The organism is Streptomyces sp. RK62 (assembly GCF_018070255.1).
Classification (GTDB): Bacteria; Actinomycetota; Actinomycetes; order Streptomycetales; family Streptomycetaceae; genus Streptomyces; species Streptomyces nigra.
On sequence record NZ_JAGPYD010000010.1, the window covers coordinates 14,184 to 29,215 of the forward strand.

A 15,032-nucleotide genomic window follows, 5' to 3' on the forward strand; every position below is an offset into this window, starting at 1 on the left:
CGGACTCAGGCGCCGCCCAGCCAGTGCGCCAGGGCCACCGGGTCCGGCGGGACGGGCAGGGCCGCGCTGACGGCGCGGGCCAGTTCGGGCTGCTCGACGAGCGCCGTACCGGCGGCCTTCCGCCCGCTCTCGAGGAGGGCCAGTCCGAGTCCCGCCCATGCCGCCGGGCGGGCGTCCCGTCGGGTGAGTTCGTCGGCGTACAGCTTCACCGCATCCTGGGTGTCCCCGGCCACGAGTGCCAGGTCGCCGGGCCCGGCGCCGGACACCTCCGCGCCCGGGTCGTCCTGGGCACGCAGCCGGGTGAAGGCGTCCGGGTCGATGAGGAGGAGCCGCGCCAGCAGCGCCGGCACGTCCAGCCTGCAGGCGTCGGGGTCGGCGGAGACGGCGGCACCGTCCGGGCGCGCGGCCCGGGCCCGCTCGGCTCGGGGCCGTCCGGCCTCCCACAGCTCCGCGAGTTCGTCGACGTCCGTCTTGGACGGCCGCACATGGTGGGCGCGCCACGCGGCCAGGTGGTAGGCCGCGGCCAGGTCGGCGAGCCGGGACTCCGTCTCCCCCGCCCGGTCCGCGTCCCACGCGGCGGTCTGCTCCGTGAGGGCCGTCACGAGGTCCTCGCCCAGCCGTGTGAGCGCCGGATGGTCCCGCAGGGTGGCGAGGACCTCCCGTACGGCGTGGCGCCACAGCGCGAACTCGAACCCGGCGAGGCCGTCGAGGCCGCGGGTCCGCCAGTAGCGGGTGACCCCGGAGAAGGCGTACGCGCCGTGCACCAGTCCCCCGACGGGTCGTGGGTCGTCGCGCCAGGGGGCGTGGAAGAGCGCGCCGGAGTCGTCGAAGAGCGGGGTGAGGAAGATCAGCCCGTTCAGCAGGCTGTGCCGGAACTCATGGACGAGGGCGACGCCCAGCTGGGCGGGCAGCGCCTCGGCGTCCTCGTCCGGCGCCGACAGCAGTACGCAGCCGAACGCGTCGCTGGAGGACGCGGCGCGGGCCCGCAGTCGTTCCCCTCGGGGCAGGGGCACCACGGATCGCAGACCCGCGGCGAGCGCCCGCGCACTGGCGGGGTGGTCGTCCACGAGCAGTGGCCACATGGCGGCGAACCAGTCGCGCCAGGCGGTGAGTTGACTATCCGTCAGCCGTTCGGTGGCGGGCAGTCCGGTGACCACCGGGCGGTCGCCCAGGTCGTCCAGGACGAGGGTGAGCGCCACGCCGCCGTGCTCGGCGCGGATCCGGCGCAGCCCTTCCCAGCCGGGCCCGTCGGCCTCCGGATCGCCCGGGAGCGTCACGGTCTCATCGTTCGCGGCGACGGCCAGGACTCCGTCCCGTGCCGACACCCCGGCGGTGCCCCATGCCTCGTCGGAGCCGAGACGGGCGCGCCCGAGCCGGGGGAGGAACACCCGCCCCTGCCGGATCGGCACCTGGACGTCGAAGTCGAGCCCGGCCTCGAAGGCCACGGCGGCCGCGAACTGCCCGAGGAACCCGGCCTCCGCCCACAGGGGCGATTCGTCCGCGGCCCCCTCCGCCTCATCCTGGGAGGGCAGGCGGCGCATCAACTCCGCTGCCCACACGCTGACTTGGGGGTCCAGCAGCGCCGTCCGGAACGCCTGTGGGTCCCGTTCCTCGGCCCGCACCAGCAGCTTCCACGCCTCGCCCACCATAGGCATCGACGCACAGGCGTCCAGGATGGCGCGCAGCATCAGAAGGCGGCGGCTGCACTCGACGTCGAGCAGTGCCTCGACGGCCGACACGTCCTCGCCGGTCGAGGCGAGGGCCTCGAAGACAGGCGTGGAGAGCTGGTGATGACGCATCAGGTCATGCTAGGCGGGCCCCGGCGTTCCGGGGCCCCGTTTCGCCGGGACTAGGGTCTTTCGTTTGGAGTAGGCCAAACCCCGCGAGCCCGGCCTGATCCAAACGAAAGGCCCTAGCTGCCCGAACTTCCGGCGATGGTGGAGAGCGGTTTGTTGACGCGGCGCTTGAGCTGCTCGAGGGGCGCGTCCAGCGCCGCGGGGTCGAGCGTGGCGAGCTCACCCAGGGAGAGTGCCGAGAGGGTGGGGAGCCACGACGCGGTCTCCGACGCCGCCGCCTCCGTCGGAGCAGCCTGTTCTCTCGATGCCATGACGCCTGCCGCTTCTCGTTCGTCCGTCCTCTGCGGGCCCGCACAGGACGCTGGCGTGTTCTGCGCGGGCCCGCACAGAACGTTTGTGTGTCGCAGATTACATTCCGTCCCAGGGCGGGCCCACCAGGGGGGAGCTATCCGGGGCGTCAGAGCGCGTGCGCGAGCCGTTCCTCCTGCTCGGAGGGTGTTTCCTGAGCCGTCGTGGAGCGCGCGCGCCCGGCGTGCGCACCCTCGTCGCGCCCCTCGGTGTCCTCGGTGGCCTCGCTCCCCTCGCCCTCCCGATGCACCGCCGGCCGGGCCGGCAGGGCCCACATCAGCAGGAAGATGACGCCCATCACCACCGCCACCCACACCAGCGCGTGCTGGAAGCCGTCCGCGAAGGCCGTGCTCGCCTCGGTGCGGGTGGTGGCCCGGGTCAGGCGGTCGTCGACGACGCCGAAGAAGACGACGGAGACCAGGCCGAGGCCGAGGGCGTTGCCCATCTGCTGCACCGTGTTGATCAGGCCGGACGCCGAACCGGAGTGCCCGCGCGGCACCTCGGAGAGGATCGCGTCCGTCAGCGGGGCCACGATCAGGCCCATGCCGATCCCCATCACGACCAGGGGCAGCGCCATCTGCCACGGGGTGATGGACAGGCCGTACCGGCCGGCCTCCCAGATGTAGAGCAGGACGCCGGCGCCCATGATCAGCGCGCCCGCCTGGAGCACCTTGCGGCCGAAGCGCGGGACGAGTTGCTGGACGGACAGACCGGCCGCCGTGGACACGGCGATCGAGAACGGGATGCCGGTGAGACCGGCCTTCAGCGGCCGCCAGCCCAGGCCGTACTGCATGTACAGCGTCCAGACCAGGAAGAAGATGCCGAGCGCGACGCCGAAGACGGTCTGGACGGCGATGCCGGCCGCGAAGCTCTTCACCCTGAACAGGGACAGTTCGACCAGCGGCGAGCCTTCCCGCGCGCCCTTGCGCCGCTCGTACGCCACCAGCGCCCCCAGCACGACGAGCGAGCCGCCCATCGACACGTACCCCCACAGCGGCCAGCCCAGCTCGCGGCCCCGGGTCAGCGGGTAGAGCAGCATCAGCAGTCCGAGAGTGACCAGCGCGACGCCCACCAGGTCCAGCTTCAGGGCCTTCGGCGCCTTCGACTCGGTGATGAAACGGCTGCCGAGCAGCAGGCCGGCGATGCCGACCGGCAGGTTGATCAGGAAGATCGGGCGCCAGGCCAGCCCGAACAGGTCGCCCTCCGTCAGCAGCGCGCCGAGCAGCGGCCCGCTGACCGCGCCGAGGCCGACGATCGCGCCGAACAGGCCGAACACCTTGCCCCGCTCGTGCGCCGGGAAGGTCGCGTGGACGATCGACAGGACCTGCGGCACCATCAGCGCGGCCATCGCGCCCTGCAGGATGCGGGAGGCGACCAGCATCTCCGGGTTCACGGCGAAGCCGCACAGCGCGGAGGCGAGGGTGAAGCCGCCGATGCCGACGAGGAACACCCGCTTACGGCCGTGGATGTCGCCGAGCCGGCCTCCCGTGATCAGGCCCGCGGCGAAGGCGAGGGCGTATCCCGCGGTGATCCACTGGATCTGGCTGAACGTGGCCCCGCTCTCGCGCTGGATCGACGGGATGGCGATGTTGACGATCGTGACGTCCACCAGGTCCATGAAGGCCGCGGTCATCACGATGGCCAGGGCGAACCAGCGGCGGCGGTCCGCGGGAGCCACTCCGGAATCCGGTTCTGTGCCTGTCCCGGGGCCCGTGCCCGTGGGGCTGTCCCGCATCGCTGTCGTTCGCTGTCGCTGTGTCGCTGTCCTGCGCTCCGCTGAGGTCATGGAACGACGCTACGGCCCGATTAGGTCAGATCGTGTCCTAGACGTACGGCATGCTCGGACGCATGACGACGGACACTCCGGCACGGCTGCTGACCCTCCTGTCCCTCCTCCAGACACCCCGCGAGTGGCCCGGCGGTGAGCTCGCCGACCGGCTCGGGGTGTCGCGGCGCACGGTCCGCCGTGACATCGACCGGCTGCGGGAGCTCGGCTATCCCGTCCAGGCGACCAAGGGGTCCGACGGCGGCTACCGGCTCGTCGCGGGCAAGGCGATGCCCCCGCTCGTCCTGGACGACGAGGAGGCCGTGGCGATCGCGGTGGGCCTGCGGGCCGGCGCCGGGCACGCCGTCGAGGGCATCGAGGAGGCGTCCGTACGGGCCCTCGCGAAACTGGAGCAGGTGCTGCCCGCCCGTCTGCGGCACCGGGTGAGCACCCTGCAGGCCGCCACCACACCGCTGGCCAGCGGGGACGGGGCGAGCATCGCGCCCGAGACGCTCACCGTCATGGCGTCGACCGTGGCCGGACGGGAGCGGCTGCGGTTCGCGTACCGCGCGAAGGACGGCACCGCGTCGCGCCGACTGACCGAGCCGTACCGGCTGGTGTCGACCGGGCGGCGCTGGTATCTGGTCGCCTACGACCTCGACCGGGACGACTGGCGGACGTTCCGGGTGGACCGGGTGAGCGAGCCGTTCGCGACCGGCGCCCGGTTCGCCCCGCGGGAGCTGCCCACGGGGAGCGCCGCGGAGTATCTGCGCCGGTCCATGTGGGGCTGGCAGGAGTCGTACGAGTTCTCCGTGACGTTCGACGCGCCCGCGGAGTTCGTCGCCGCGCGGCTGCCGGGGTGGCTCGGTGCGCCGGAGCCACTGGAGGACGGGCGGACGTGCCGGGTGCGGGGGACGGCCGGGGGCCCCATGGAGTGGATGGCGGTGCGGCTGGCGATGGCGGGCTGCGACTTCACGGTCGAGTCGCCCGAGGAACTGGTGACATCCGTGCGGGAGTTGGGCGGGCGGTTGAGCCGGGCCGCGTCCGCCTAGGGCCTTTCGAGCCCGGCCTGATCCAAACGAAAGGCCCTACGTCCCGGCTTCACCCCAAGGGAAACCCTTCAGCGCCTCCAGGTTGGCCAGGGCCCGTGCCCGGGGGCCCTCCGGGCCGTCGGCCGGGGCGTCTCCGGTGGCCCAGGTCTCCACCGCCACCCGGACCGCGGCGGAGGCCACCGCCGCGGGGAAGGCGAGGCCGGGGGCAACGTTGTCGCCCGCGCCGCGCGCCGCCAGCGCCGTGGCCAGCCTGGCCTCGGTGGCATGGCCCACCTCCGCCCACACCCGGTGCAGCGCCGGGTCGTGCAGGGCGAGGCGGACCAGGGTGCGGGTCCAGTCCCAGGAGGCCCCGGAGATGCCCTCGCCGGGCGTGAGCGTGTGCCGGACCGCGTGCTCCAGGGCCTCCGGCACCGACAGGCCGGCGGGGGCGTCGTGAACCGCCCGGGTCCAGCGGTCGGCGCCGTCCGCGTAGAGCGGCGCCACCGCCTCCTCCTTGGTCGCGAAGTACCGGTAGAAGGTGCGCGGTGCGATGCCGGCGGCCTGTGCGATGTCCTCGGCGCGCGTCGCCTTCAGTCCCTGCCGTACGAACAGGGCGGCCGCGGCGCGGGCGATGTCCATGCGGGTCGCCGCCTTGCGTCGTTCCGTGAGGGAGGCGGTGGCCGGGTCAGGTGCGGGGGTGGGGCTGCTCACATGCTGCAGGCTATGCCCATGTGACACAATCTGCCATCCGAGGGGTCACCCCGTGGTTCAGGTACGGGGTGGCCCTTTGTTCCACCCGGGATCGCCCCGCCCGCACGGGGGCGGACATGGGTCGAGCCGGGCCCGGCGCCCAGGGGGGATGGGCGCCGAAGCCCGGCTCGGGGAAAGTCCCGGCGCCGGGGGGAGTGCGTCGGGACGTGGTTTGTGGGTGAAGGGTCGAACTCCCTTGCCGGGGCGAACTCCCTTGCCCTGAGGTCTTGTTCCCTGGACCCCGGGGCCTCAAGCGGCGTTCCGGAGCCATGTTTGCGCGGTCTTTCGCCACCCGGCGCACGCCCCTCGCCGGTGCCGCCCCGCGGTATCGCCGGTACCGCTTCACGGCATCGCCTCGCGGCGTCACCGACACCACCCTGCGGCGGTCCGGAGGATGAGGATGCCGCCCCCGCGGCCGCGCGGGTTACGCGGCCGCGTCGAAGCCGGTGCTGCGCGCCAGCTTCTTCAGCTCCAGCAGGGCGTGCTTCTCGATCTGGCGGATGCGCTCGCGGGTCAGACCGTGCTCCTTGCCGACCTCGGTCAGCGTGCGCTCGCGGCCGTCATCGATGCCGTACCGCATCTTGATGATGGACGCCGTGCGCTGGTCGAGGCGGCCGATCAGGTCGTCCAGCTCCTCACTGCGCAGCAGGGTCAGGACGGACTGCTCGGGTGAGACGGCGGAGGTGTCCTCCAGCAGGTCGCCGAACTGGGTCTCGCCCTCGTCGTCCACCGACATGTTCAGCGAGACGGGGTCGCGGGCCCAGTCCAGGACGTCCGTCACACGCTCCGGGGTCGAGCCGAGCTCGGCGGCGATCTCCGCGGGCTCCGGGTCACGGCCGTGCTCGCGGTTGAACTCGCGCTGCACACGCCGGATCCGGCCCAGCTCCTCGACCAGGTGGACGGGGAGGCGGATGGTCCGGGACTGGTCGGCTATGGACCGGGTGATGGCCTGGCGGATCCACCACGTGGCGTACGTGGAGAACTTGAAGCCCTTGCGGTAGTCGAACTTCTCGACCGCGCGCACCAGACCGGCGTTCCCCTCCTGGATCAGGTCGAGCAGGGGCAGGCCGCTGCGGGGGTAGCGGCGGGCCACGGCGACGACCAGTCGCAGGTTGGAGCGGATGAAGACGTCCTTGGCCCGCTCGCCTTCGGCGACCAGGGCCTCCAGCTCCTCACGGGTGGCGTCCGCCTTGGACCCCTCGTACCCGTCGAGGACCTGCTGTGCGAACACACCCGCCTCGATGATCTGCGACAGCTCGACCTCTTTAGCGGCGTCGAGCAGCGGCGTACGGGCGATCTCGTCGAGGTACATGCCGACCAGGTCGCGGTCCGCGATCTCGCCGCCATGGGCGCGAACACTGCTGGCCGCGTCGACGGCCTCGCCGGTGGCGGACTGACGACGGGCGACGGCACGGGTTGCCATGCGTGCTCCCTTGCGATTGGGCTGGCGGGTGGTCCTGTGAACGCTTGGGACTCTTCTCGAGTGCCCGGCATTCGATGGGAACAACGACTTGAATCAGGACAGAATTCCCAACCCGCCCCCCGATTTTTCTGATCTTGCAGTACCCTGCCGGGCCACACGGGCGACCGGCCCCTGAACGGGCCGCGGAGCCGCAGGTCAGACGGGATCCGCAAGGATCCGGCGTCTTCGTCGACGCCGGACGGGGTGAAGGGGTGAGACTCCGCTCACATCGATGTCGCCGTCCATTCGGAGGAGGAGTGCCGCCGTCGGCTGCCCTTCCCTCCCTGAAGACGGCCCGTACCCGCGGAAGGTTGCCAGGAGGGGCCGCTTCACCCGCGGACACCCCCGAGAGGCCACAGGAGATCCCCGGGGAGATCCGCAGGGACTCGTTTCGGCCGTCCACGCCCAGCGAAGAAACTCACCGGCGAAGAAGCTCGCCCGCGAAGAAGCTCAGCCGAACTGCACCGACCGCTTCGCCAGCCCCATCCAGAACCCGTCGATCACCGACTTCTGACCGCCCAGCTCCCCCGCCGCCTCCGCCGCGCCCATGGTCACGAACAGCGGGGCGAAGTGCTCGGTGCGGGGATGGGCGTAGCGGCCGGCCGGCGCCTTGTGGAGGAAGTCCAGCAGCGCGTCCCAGTCGCGGTGCTCCAGGGCACGGCGTCCCCAGTCGTCGAACTCCACCGACCAGGACGGTATTCCGCCCTGGCGCAGCGCGGCGAGGTTGTGGGTGAAGAAGCCGGAGCCGATGATCAGCACGCCTTCGTCCCGCAGCGGGGCCAGCTTGCGGCCGACGTCCATGAGCCGCACGGGGTCGAGGGTGGGCATGGAGATCTGCAGGACGGGGATATCGGCGTCGGGGTACATCTCGACGAGCGGGACGTAGGCGCCGTGGTCGAGGCCGCGGTCGGGGATGTCCTGCACGGGTGTGCCGGGGGCGCGCAGCAGCTTGCGGACGGACTCGGCGAGCTCGGGGGCGCCGGGAGCGGGGTAGGTCACCCGGTAGTAGTGCTCGGGGAAGCCCCAGAAGTCGTAGACGAGCGGCACACCCTCGGTGGCGCCGAGGGCGAGCGGGGCCTCCTCCCAGTGCGCGGAGACGACGAGGATCGCCTTGGGGCGCGGCAGCGCGGCCGACCAGGCGGCGAGCTGGCCGGGCCAGACGGGGTCGTCGGCGAGCGGTGGGGCGCCGTGGCTGAGGTAGAGGGCGGGCATGCGCTCCTGAACAGCGGACATTACGGGCCACTCCCTAAGTGCTTCAAATCTAAAGCGTTTACTCCTCCGACGGTACGCCGAGATAGTTCAAAGTTCAAGAAGCGTGCTCGTACAGTGGAGAGCATGAACACCGCACCGAGCTCCGCCCCGGCGGAGGAGGCCCGCTGGCTCACCGCAGACCAGCAGCGCGTCTGGCGCTCGTACATAGAGGCCACGACCCTGCTCGACGACCATCTGGACCGTCAGCTCCAGCGGGACGCGGGCATGCCCCACCTCTACTACGGGCTCCTCGTCGCGCTCGCCGAGTCTCCCGAGCGCCGGCTGCGGATGACCGAGCTGGCGAGGTACGCGAAGATCACCCGCTCCCGGCTCTCGCACGCCGTCGCCCGGCTGGAGGGCAACGGCTGGCTGCGGCGCGAGAACTGCCCCGACGACAAGCGCGGCCAGTTCGCCGTGCTGACCGACGAGGGCCTTGAGGTGCTGCGCCGGACCGCGCCCGGCCACGTACAGGCCGTACGGCAGGCGCTGTTCGACCGGCTGAGCCCCGAACAGCAGAAGGCCCTCGGCGAGATCATGAAGATCGTCGCCGAGGGCCTGCAGCCGAGCGAAGCGGGTGCGGACCTGCCCTGGCTGCGCTGAACCGCTCGTTCCAGCGAGCCGGGGCAGGTCCTTCGCGGCGTACGTACCGAGCGTCCCCTTCCCCGTACGCACGCCTGGTCCCTCGGGGTACGGCCGTCAGGGCCGTGGTCGTCCGTGCGTCAGTGCGCGACGACCGGCACCGGGAGTTCCTCCTCGGCGCCCTCCTCGGAGGACGCCACCGCCGTGCCGCCGGGACGGCCGGCGTTGATCAGGGTCAGGGCGATGAGCGCGGCCGCGACCAGGATGCCGACGGCGAACCAGATGGCGGCGGTGTAGCCCTGCACCAGGCCCTGCGCCTGGACCAGCTGCTGCTGGGACCGGCTGGACGCGCCGGCGATGTGGTCGGCGATGTAGGACGTGGTCGCCGAGGCGGCGATCGTGTTCAGCAGCGCCGTACCGATCGCGCCGCCCACCTGCTGCGAGGTGTTGACCATCGCCGAGGCGACACCGGCGTCCTGCGGCTTGACGCCCAGGGTGGCCAGCGACATGGCCGGCATGAACGCGGTGCCCATGCCGAGGCCGAGCAGCAGCATCGCGGGCAGCAGGAGCGCTGCGTACGAGGAGCCGATCTCCAGCTGGGTCAGCAGCAGCATGCCGAGCGCGGCGACCAGGAAGCCGGGGCCCATCAGCAGCCGCGGCGCGACCCGGGTCATCAGCCGGGTGCCGATCTGGGTGGACCCGGTGATCATGCCCGCGATCATCGGCAGGAAGGCGAAGCCGGTCTTGACCGGCGAGTAGCCCTTCACGATCTGCAGGTAGTACGTCAGGAACAGGAACAGGCCGAACATCGCGATGATCGCGAGGCCGAGCGAGAGGTAGACACCGCCGCGGTTGCGCTCGGTGACCACGCGCAGCGGCAGCAGCGGGGCCTTGACCCGGGCCTCCACGACCACGAAGGCCAGCAGCAGCACGCCGGAGGCGACGAACATGCCGATCGTGGTGGCGTCGCTCCAGCCGTCGGACTCGGCGCGGGTGAAGCCGTACACCAGCGCGACCAGGCCGAGGGTGGAGAGGATGACGCCGGGGATGTCGAGCGTGGAGCGGTTGCGGCTGCCCTGCGGCTCACGGATGACGTACCAGGCGCCGAGCGCGGCGACGATGGCGAACGGGATGTTCACGAAGAACGTCCAGCGCCAGTCCAGGTACTCGGTGAGGAACCCGCCGAGGATCAGGCCGACGGCACCGCCACCACCGGCGATCGCGCCGTAGATGCCGAACGCCTTCGCGCGCTCCTTGGCGTCGGTGAACATCACCGCGAGCAGGGAGAGCGCGGCCGGGGCGAGCAGCGCGCCGAACGCGCCCTGCAGCGCGCGGGCGCCGAACATCATGGCCTCGTTGGTGGCCGCACCGCCCAGGGCGGAGGCGGCGGCGAAACCGCCCAGACCGACCACGAAGGCCCGCTTGCGGCCCCAGAGGTCGGCGATACGCCCGCCGAACAGCAGCAGACCGCCGAAGGCGAGCGCGTAGGCCGTGACGACCCACTGCCGGTTGCCGTCGGAGATGCCCAGGTCCTGCTGGGCGGAGGGCAGCGCGATGTTCACGATCGTCGCGTCGAGGACGACCATCAGCTGGGCTATCGCGATGAAGGCGAGCGCCTTCCATCGGTTGGGATCGGCGGCGCCGAGGGCACGGCCGGGAGCCTTCGCGGCTGTTTCAGACATGGGGGTACCCACTTCGGGACTTCGTGACGGAAAAAGTGAAAGGTAAGGGGACGGCTCGTCGGCTGTGACGGCCGCTGAGGACGGCTGTGTGATCACGACCCCCGCGCGGAAGAAGCGGGCGGGTCGCGGTTCGCTACGAACTGATCGGTTCGGTCAAGTCGTTCAGGTGGTTCAGGTCGTTCAGGTCGTTCAGGACATGTGCTTCCGGACTCCTGGACTTAGGGGCTGCTGGACTCCTGGCCTTATGGGTTTCTGGACGGGTCGCGTCAGGCCTTGCGCAGGTCCTCCATGGTCAGAGCCGTACCGGGAAGGGCGGAACGGGCAGGTGCCCGCAGTCCGTCCAGGAACAGCTGCAGATGGCGGTGGACGTAGCGGTCCGCGAGGTCGCACCCCGTGCCGGCCGGGGGCCGGCTGAGCTGGGCCGCGGCGATCATGACGTCGCCGACGTCCACGTCGGACCGGAGCTGCCCCGCCGCCTTCGCGCGGTCCATGATCGCGGCGATGAGGCTCTCGCACCGCTCGCGCGACGCCTCCAGATCCGGATGGTGCTGGTCGAACGTGCTCTGGACCATCGGGCACAGCGCACTGATCCGCTCGTCGGCGGCGGCGTGCACGAAGCGCTCCAGAGCCTCGAAGGCATCCCCGGTCTGTGCGAGCGCCAGCTCGGCCGCCGCCACCGTACGGTCCATGACGGAGCAGACGACCTCGCGCACCAGCGCGTCACGGTCGGGGAAGTTGCGGTACACCGTGGCGTTGCCGACGCCGGCCCGGCGGGCGATCTCGTCGAGCGGCACGTCGGGGCCGTGCTCGACGAACATCTCGCGGGCGGCGGTGACGATCCGCTCCCGGTTGCGCAGGGCGTCGGCGCGCGGCCGGGGCGCCTTGCGCGCTGCGGGGGTGGCGGTCTGCACGGTGTACTCCTCGTCTCCTGTGATGCTCGGTGTCCGGTTTCCCCGGGGTTCTGTGACCCGGTTCCCCGGGGTTCTGTGACCCGGTTCCCCTGGTCCCGCGACCCGGTTTCGACGATCCGGGGAAGAGCTCCCCGTTTCGCGGGGACACAGGTCTAAACGGGGAGGGGGTCCCCGGTTATTTCCCGCCCGCTGCTCATATTCCTGTGACCTGAGTCACATTTCACAGAGCCGCTGACCAGGCCGGGGACCCACGTTCGGTCTCCTTCAACGCGCGCGCCCACATCCCTCGACACAGGGTGATCGAGAGGGTGCAGCGCGCGGTCCGGCGGGCTGCCATGGACTGAAAGGGCCCATGCATGCAGCCGAACCGCCGGATACGTCCCCGCCGTGTGGCCGCCCTCGCCTCCGTGACCTCGCTGATCCTCGCGGTCGGCACGTCGGCGGGCACCGGGCACCTCACGGCGGGCACCTCCACGGTGGCCGGGGCCGGACCGATATCCCCGGAACACTCCACGGCACTCGGACCCTGCATGATCAGCGGCCCGCCGACGGTCCAGATGTCGGAGGGCGTACCCACCCCGCGCGGCTACGCCCGCTCCACCGGCACCGTCCGCGCCCTCACCCTGATGGTCGACTTCCCCGACGCCCCCGGCCCGGGCAACGCCCTCGACCGCTACCGCGAGTTCTTCCCGCAGACCCGGGACTGGTTCCGCACCAGCTCCTACGGCCGCCTCGACTACCGCGCCGAGACCCCGATCCCGGACTGGCTGCGGATGCCGAAGTCGTTCCGCGAGTACGGCATAGAGCGCGGCGCCCCCTTCGACCCCGGGTACCGCCGGCTGGTCCAGGACATCGTGGTCGCCGCCGACGCACGCGTCGACTTCCAGTCGTACGACTTCCTGAACGTCCTCGTCACCCCGAACGCCGGGCCCTCCGCCCTCGACACCGTCCTGTCCGTGACGTTCGCCGGCAATATGGAGGCGCCGGTGGCGGACGGGGTCTCCGTCACCAACGCCTCCTTCGTGTACTCCCGCCAGGACGACGGCTCCGGCACCTACCACCGCACCGGCTACCGGGTCCTCCCCCACGAGAACGGCCACGTCTTCGGGCTGCCCGACCTCTACACCGCGGAGGGCGGCGGCGCGGTCGGCCACTGGGACATCATGAGCGAGGACTGGGGGGCCAACAACGACCTGCTCGGCTGGCACAAGTGGAAGCTGGGCTGGCTGGACGACTCCCAGGTCCGCTGCGCGTCCGCCCCCGGCACCGACGACTACTCCCTCACCCCGCTGGCCCGCGAGGGCGGCCCCAAGCTGGTCTTCGTCCCGCTCGGCCCGCGCTCCGGCTACGCCCTGGAACTGCGCACCCGTGAGGGCAACGACGAGGCCGTCTGCCGCCCCGGCGTCCTCGTCTACCGGGTCGACGCGGACGTCGACACCGGGATGGGCCCGGTGAAGGTCCACGACTCCCAGGAGGACAGCGGCGGCTGCACCCGCAGCCCCAATGTGCACGCCGAACTGTCGGACGCGACCTTCACGCCGGGCGAGGCCTTCGACGACGGCAAGCGGGGCGTGCGGGTCGCGGTGGTGGGCGTGGACGAGGCCGGGGCGTACCGGGTACGGGTGACACGGGAGCGATGACCTGCGGTGATCGGCCGGCCGGTCTACGGTGGGGGCTGCCGCGACCGCCGCACCGGAGAGCAGATGCCCGCGAAGAGGATGCTGTACGACGGTGCGGGTGCCCGTGCGGGTGCCGGTGCCGGCGCCGATGGCGGTGGGATCGCCGGCGAAGATGGCCGCGATGCTGCGGCAGCTGCCGATGCCGGCGCCGCACGGGGTGGCCCGGCCGTGCCCGCCGAGGCGGTCGCCCCGCTGATCCGCGGCGTGACCGTACTGCGCCGCCTGACGGAGGCCGGCGGCACCCTGAGCCCGAGCGCCCTGGAACGCGCCACGGGCCTCGCCCGCTCCACCGTCGACCGCGTCGCCTCCACCCTCGCCCGCATGGGATACGTCCGTATGGACGGCCGCGACGTCACACTGGCACCCCGCGTGCTGGAACTCGGCAACGCCTACCTCGCCGCCCTCGGCTGGCCGGCCCTGCTCGCACCGCACGCCGACGCGCTCGCCGAGGAGCTGGACGAATCGGTGACACTGACGGTCCCCGACCGGGACGGCGTCCGCCTCGTCCACCGGTCCGGCCATCGCCGAAGGCTGCCCCTCGGCTTCCCGCTGGGCACACTGCACCCGGCCGACCGTACGGCGCCGGGCGCGCTGTTCGCGACGGAGTGGACGGACGCGGACTGGCAGTCATGGCGCGTCCGCCGTCCGTGTTCCGAACCACGGGCCGACTTCGAGGACCGGGCGAAGACGGCCGCGCGGAACGGCTGGTCCGAGGAAGCCGAACTCACCGAACCCGGCCTGCTCACCCTCTCCGTACCGGTCCGCGACGCGGCCGAGGGCGGCCGGATCGTCTGCGCGGCGAGCGTGGTCAGCCACACCGGCCGCCACACCGCCGCCGGACTGCGCGAAACGGTCCTGGCCCGCCTCCGTGTCACGGCGACGGCGATGGAACGCACCCTGCGCGAAGCATCGGCCCCCCGACCCGGCGCCGCCCCGTCGGGACTGGCCTCCTGGACGAGCGCGTCCAAGCAGGAACTGGGCAGGGAGTTCGTCGAGTCCCTGGCGCGCGGACTGACGGTCCTGACCGCGTTCGGCGAGGGCCGAGGCGAGCTGACGCTGACCGACGTGGCCCGCGCGACCGGCCTGCCCCGCGCCACGGCCCGCCGGGCCCTGCTCACCTACGCCCACCTGGGCCTGGTCCGCCGCTCGGGAACCCGGGGCTTCCGCCTGACCCCCCGCGTCCTGTCACTGGGCTTCCCACCCCTGTCCCGCCTGCCCTTGTCCGAACTGGCAACCCCACACCTGACGGAACTGTCCACCCGCCTCACCGAGTCGGTCTCCCTCTCCACCCTGACCCCGACCGGCGAGGAAACCCGGTGCACGGCCGCGACCGCCCCCACGCATGCGCTGAGCCTCGAGGCGGAGGTGGGCACGAGGCAGCCGGCCCACGCGACCCCGGCGGGCCGGGTCCTCCTGTCGGATCTGCCCCCGGACCTGCGCAAACGGGCCCTGTGCCACCCCGAGGCCCCCACCCCGGACGCTTTGACGACCGACCTGGACACCGTCGCCCGCGAGGGTCACGCCGTGACGGACGACGCCCCGGAACCGGGCCTGCGCACCCTGGCGGTACCGGTTCGCGACGGAACGGGCCGGGTGGTGGCGGCGATCGAGGCGACGATCCACAGGGCTCGCAGGACGAGGGAGGCCTGCATGAAAGAGGTACTCCCACACCTACTGGCGACCGCACACGCCATTGAGGCCGACCTACGCCTGACGGCACACGTCACTTCCGCCCCCCACTGAAGGCCACCACCCCCCTCACCGGTCATCGAGCTCTC

The 15,032-nt window shown here is 72.0% G+C and carries 12 protein-coding genes; 4 read left to right on the forward strand and 8 right to left on the reverse strand.

Annotated elements, in window-relative coordinates; translation table 11 throughout:
• Positions 1–5: 5 nt before the first annotated feature.
• From KBY32_RS19960 to KBY32_RS19970, 3 genes are all read right to left on the reverse strand, one after another.
• Positions 6–1,799 (reverse strand): HEXXH motif domain-containing protein, encoded by a 1,794-nt coding sequence (locus tag KBY32_RS19960; RefSeq protein ID WP_210981038.1) that lies wholly within the window; start codon positions 1,797–1,799, stop codon positions 6–8.
• A 113-nt stretch (positions 1,800–1,912) separates the two neighbouring features.
• The gene (locus KBY32_RS19965) at positions 1,913–2,107 is read right to left on the reverse strand and encodes a hypothetical protein (protein ID WP_210981039.1); all 195 of its coding nucleotides are present in this window, start codon (positions 2,105–2,107) and stop codon (positions 1,913–1,915) included.
• Positions 2,108–2,253: 146 nt separating this feature from the next.
• Positions 2,254–3,777: an MFS transporter gene (locus KBY32_RS19970; RefSeq protein WP_247689761.1), complete on the reverse strand. Its 1,524-nt coding sequence runs from the start codon at positions 3,775–3,777 to the stop codon at positions 2,254–2,256.
• Positions 3,778–3,992: 215 nt separating this feature from the next.
• Between KBY32_RS19970 and KBY32_RS19975 the strand changes: the two genes are divergently transcribed.
• Complete coding sequence (locus KBY32_RS19975) at positions 3,993–4,961, forward strand: YafY family protein (RefSeq protein ID WP_055623676.1); 969 nt, start codon at positions 3,993–3,995, stop codon at positions 4,959–4,961.
• 36 nt (positions 4,962–4,997) lie between these two features.
• On the opposite strand, the gene KBY32_RS19980 is transcribed toward KBY32_RS19975, so the two are convergent.
• The 3 genes from KBY32_RS19980 to KBY32_RS19990 all read right to left on the reverse strand — a co-directional run bounded on the left by KBY32_RS19980 (position 4,998) and on the right by KBY32_RS19990 (position 8,385).
• Positions 4,998–5,651 (reverse strand): TetR family transcriptional regulator, encoded by a 654-nt coding sequence (locus KBY32_RS19980; protein ID WP_308293764.1) that lies wholly within the window; start codon positions 5,649–5,651, stop codon positions 4,998–5,000.
• 463 nt (positions 5,652–6,114) lie between these two features.
• Positions 6,115–7,113 (reverse strand): RNA polymerase sigma factor RpoD/SigA, encoded by a 999-nt coding sequence (locus KBY32_RS19985; protein WP_210981041.1) that lies wholly within the window; start codon positions 7,111–7,113, stop codon positions 6,115–6,117.
• Between the two features lie 489 nt (positions 7,114–7,602).
• Entirely contained in the window at positions 7,603–8,385 is a 783-nt protein-coding gene (locus KBY32_RS19990) for a dioxygenase (protein WP_210981042.1), read from the reverse strand.
• Positions 8,386–8,487: 102 nt separating this feature from the next.
• On the opposite strand from KBY32_RS19990, the gene KBY32_RS19995 reads away from it, so the two are divergent.
• On the forward strand, positions 8,488–9,003 hold the full coding sequence (locus tag KBY32_RS19995) for a MarR family winged helix-turn-helix transcriptional regulator (RefSeq protein WP_115508068.1): 516 nt from the start codon (positions 8,488–8,490) through the stop codon (positions 9,001–9,003).
• Positions 9,004–9,122: 119 nt separating this feature from the next.
• Here the strand turns inward: KBY32_RS19995 and KBY32_RS20000 are convergent, their stop codons facing one another.
• Together KBY32_RS20000 and KBY32_RS20005 are read right to left on the reverse strand one after the other, a co-directional pair.
• Entirely contained in the window at positions 9,123–10,664 is a 1,542-nt protein-coding gene (locus KBY32_RS20000) for an MFS transporter (protein WP_210981043.1), read from the reverse strand.
• A 266-nt stretch (positions 10,665–10,930) separates the two neighbouring features.
• The gene (locus tag KBY32_RS20005) at positions 10,931–11,575 is read right to left on the reverse strand and encodes a TetR/AcrR family transcriptional regulator (RefSeq protein WP_210981044.1); all 645 of its coding nucleotides are present in this window, start codon (positions 11,573–11,575) and stop codon (positions 10,931–10,933) included.
• A 356-nt stretch (positions 11,576–11,931) separates the two neighbouring features.
• Between KBY32_RS20005 and KBY32_RS20010 the strand changes: the two genes are divergently transcribed.
• Together KBY32_RS20010 and KBY32_RS20015 are read left to right on the forward strand one after the other, a co-directional pair.
• A complete protein-coding gene (locus KBY32_RS20010) occupies positions 11,932–13,215 on the forward strand; it encodes a M6 family metalloprotease domain-containing protein (RefSeq protein ID WP_210981045.1) in 1,284 nt (427 codons plus the stop codon).
• A gap of 207 nt (positions 13,216–13,422) precedes the next feature.
• Positions 13,423–14,997, forward strand: a complete 1,575-nt coding sequence (locus KBY32_RS20015; RefSeq protein WP_308293765.1) for an IclR family transcriptional regulator C-terminal domain-containing protein — start codon at positions 13,423–13,425, stop codon at positions 14,995–14,997.
• The last annotated feature ends 35 nt before the right edge of the window (positions 14,998–15,032 follow it).

Excerpts from the sequence above, each read along its gene's own strand:
- KBY32_RS20000 (WP_210981043.1), bottom strand. The coding sequence starts at position 10,664 with ATGTCTGAAACAGCCGCGAAGGCTCCCGGCCGTGCCCTCGGCGCCGCC.
- KBY32_RS19975 (WP_055623676.1), top strand. The coding sequence starts at position 3,993 with ATGACGACGGACACTCCGGCACGGCTGCTGACCCTCCTGTCCCTCCTC.
- KBY32_RS19985 (WP_210981041.1), bottom strand. The coding sequence starts at position 7,113 with ATGGCAACCCGTGCCGTCGCCCGTCGTCAGTCCGCCACCGGCGAGGCC.
- KBY32_RS20010 (WP_210981045.1), top strand. The coding sequence starts at position 11,932 with ATGCAGCCGAACCGCCGGATACGTCCCCGCCGTGTGGCCGCCCTCGCC.
- KBY32_RS19960 (WP_210981038.1), bottom strand. The coding sequence starts at position 1,799 with ATGCGTCATCACCAGCTCTCCACGCCTGTCTTCGAGGCCCTCGCCTCG.
- KBY32_RS19995 (WP_115508068.1), top strand. The coding sequence starts at position 8,488 with ATGAACACCGCACCGAGCTCCGCCCCGGCGGAGGAGGCCCGCTGGCTC.
- KBY32_RS19970 (WP_247689761.1), bottom strand. The coding sequence starts at position 3,777 with ATGACCGCGGCCTTCATGGACCTGGTGGACGTCACGATCGTCAACATC.
- KBY32_RS19965 (WP_210981039.1), bottom strand. The coding sequence starts at position 2,107 with ATGGCATCGAGAGAACAGGCTGCTCCGACGGAGGCGGCGGCGTCGGAG.
- KBY32_RS19990 (WP_210981042.1), bottom strand. The coding sequence starts at position 8,385 with ATGTCCGCTGTTCAGGAGCGCATGCCCGCCCTCTACCTCAGCCACGGC.